Raw genomic sequence first — 2,743 nt, 5'->3', positions numbered from 1 at the left:
CTATTTCTGAAATCGCAGCTATCTCGTCGGCTCAACCTCTAAATAGGGTTGCAAACATAGCTTGCAAGGGTCATAAAACTATCTCATAATGGTAGTCCAACTCCAGCAAGGAGGCAGGTGGCATAAAGAGAAGGTGAAATTGAAAAATATAGCTGGAAATGATGTATCTATTTTTTTGTTCCAATTTGAATTACGCGGTTATGGCATTGACTTTGTTTTGAATGAGGCTATTGCCGCTGACATCTACCAAGATGTAGATGAGAAAATAAAACCGCTTGTCCACGCATGTTGCGAAACACTTTCACGGTACAAACACTTGAGCATCAGCAACGTCATTATGGACGGCAATGTTCTTGTTACAGGAGAATTTGAGGTGATGCTGAGTAAGGGGTTAGGACGACACTTTATACATCAGGAAAAGGAGCGGTTATTTCAGGATGCCAAAAATATTGCCGATCTCTTAGCCGTGGTAATGAATAGAAGAACTCAAAAATAAGAGGGTAGTGATATGGAAGTAGTGGTAAAGAAAACGGTCGTTTTTTTTAACTTTATATTTGCAGTTAATCCTGGCTGAAATTCAAATGATTTTTTTGAGAGGTTGGGATATTTTTTGAGCAAACTGTCAAACTACCGTTTGACTAGACTTTCGGTTAGTTGCAAATAATCCTGGCTCAAACCGATGATTGCAGGTCTGAGTGATTAGCATTGTAGGTCGCTACAACTAGAATAATGCGATCGCATATCATCTGCAAAACAATTACCAACCTTGAGCGTGTATTCTTTGACAACTTTTTGCTTACTTGGGTGGCTGCCTTATAGCGGATAAGAGAGCATAACTCCTATCGGGTAAGGAATGTAGAAGGCATCAGGTTTTACGTTTTGAGTGGGTATAAATGATTACTTAGTCACACGCAGATGGTTATTACATTTAATGTAAAATACAGTAACCACCTGATACGTTCTTCACTGTGACCGATTCCCTTTTTCCAGAACTGACCAACTATCATACTTTTCTAAACATGCTTAAACAGCGTGTTCGCACGGCGCAAATACGGGCGGCACTCGCTGTTAACCAAGAATTGGTGGTGCTTTATTGGCAGATCGGCAGGGAGATTTTACAACGCCAGCAGGATGATGGCTGGGGAACGAAGGTAATTGAGCGTCTTGCCAAGGATTTAAAACAGGAGTTCCCAGATATAAAGGGTTTTTCCCGTACAAACCTGCTCTATATGCGGGCTTTCGCGGAAGCTTACCCGGATGAGTCATTTGTCCACCAGCTTGGTGGACAAATCCCCTGGCGGCATAACTGTGTCTTGCTGGATCGTGTAAAAGCGCCAGAGCAGAGGGTTTGGTACATCCAGCAAACCATCCAAAACGGCTGGAGCCGTGCCATCCTGGAAATGCAGATTGAGAGCCGTCTTTATGAACGCCAAGGCAGTGCAGTCACCAATTTTAGCCAGACCTTGCCTAAACCCCAATCCGATCTGGCACAGCAGCTGATCAAAGACCCGTATAATTTTGACTTCCTGACGTTGGGCAAAGAGGCGCAGGAAAGGGATTTGGAGCGGGCGCTTGTAGAGCGCATTCGTGACTTTCTCCTGGAACTCGGAACAGGGTTCTCGTTTGTGGGAAGTCAGTATCCTCTTGAGGTCAGCGGACAGGAATACAGGCTTGATCTGCTGTTTTATCACCTCACCCTGCGCTGCTATGTCATTATTGACCTTAAAATGGTGGAATTTCAGCCAGAATTTTCGGGGAAAATGAACTTTTATGTATCAGCAGTGAACGCTATTCTGCGCCATCCTGATGATCAGCCTACCATCGGCATCATTCTTTGCAAGTCTAAAAACAAGACGGTTGCCGAACTCGCACTGCAAGGGATGACACAACCTATCGGCGTTTCCACACACCAGATAGGACAAGAGGTTCCAGAACAGCTTAAAGGCATTCTGCCTACGGTGGAACAATTGGAGATGGAACTGAATACGGTGGCAGCCGAACTTGAAGCACAGAAGGATAGCAGGCTGGATATGTAATGTTTCTATGATCAGGAATAGTGGTTAACCGACTATATCGCTTTTTACCTTTTTCAATACGGCGGATTAATTTTTTATTGTCGATCACTGAAAAGCAACCAGAGCAAGCATTTCGCCCTAAATCGTGGAATGTCCCTGAATCCCTGCCCAACCTCTCTAAAAAGCTAAATTTAGCTAAAGTCAAAAAGCTAATTTTACAAAAAGCTAAAAAGATAACTAACTAAATTTATTAATTGACAAATTAATCAAATGAGTTTAAGTTAATTGGCTAATTTAATAAAATTACTAAAAATATATATGTTGACCATTACGGTAAGCTCCTTGAGTGGCGGACAGGGCAAGACGACGACCTCACTGTTCTTGGGGCGACTGCTATCACGCCAGGGCTTGCCCACCTTGATGCTAGACTCCGACCCCCAACATAATCTCACCACCTATCTGGGGTTTGAGTTAGAACCCAACCAACCAACCCTATTGGAATTTCTCAAAAAAACAGTCGCACCAGAAGACTGCATCTACCCAACACAAGACAACGACAACTTATTTCTTATCCCCGCCGACGACCAACTTGATACCGTACAAGATTATTTATCTAACAGTGGAGTTGGTGCAACCTTACTCAAACGACGATTGGAAGCCATCAGCAAAATTTTCAAAGTGTGCATAATTGATGCCCCACCCCAGCGATCGCAAATTTGTTTGACAGT

3 protein-coding genes are annotated in these 2,743 nt (G+C 43.3%); all 3 read left to right on the top strand.

From position 1 onward, the window contains the following. Nucleotides 1-88 precede the first annotated feature (88 nt). Nucleotides 89-496, top strand: a complete 408-nt coding sequence (locus VB732_RS35755) for a hypothetical protein (RefSeq protein ID WP_323235528.1) — start codon at nt 89-91, stop codon at nt 494-496. Nucleotides 497-1,019: 523 nt separating this feature from the next. Next, complete coding sequence (locus VB732_RS35750; protein WP_323235527.1) at nt 1,020-2,036, top strand: PDDEXK nuclease domain-containing protein; 1,017 nt, start codon at nt 1,020-1,022, stop codon at nt 2,034-2,036. A gap of 297 nt (nt 2,037-2,333) precedes the next feature. Continuing rightward, nucleotides 2,334-2,743 (top strand): ParA family protein (locus VB732_RS35745; protein WP_323235526.1); only part of this gene is annotated, 410 nt, incomplete at its 3' end.

The sequence above is a fragment of the Nostoc sp. UHCC 0252 genome, assembly GCF_034931145.1.
Taxonomy (GTDB): Bacteria; Cyanobacteriota; Cyanobacteriia; order Cyanobacteriales; family Nostocaceae; genus Nostoc.
Note: the sequence above shows the minus strand (reverse complement) of the source record. Positions and strands in the feature narration are given on the sequence as shown.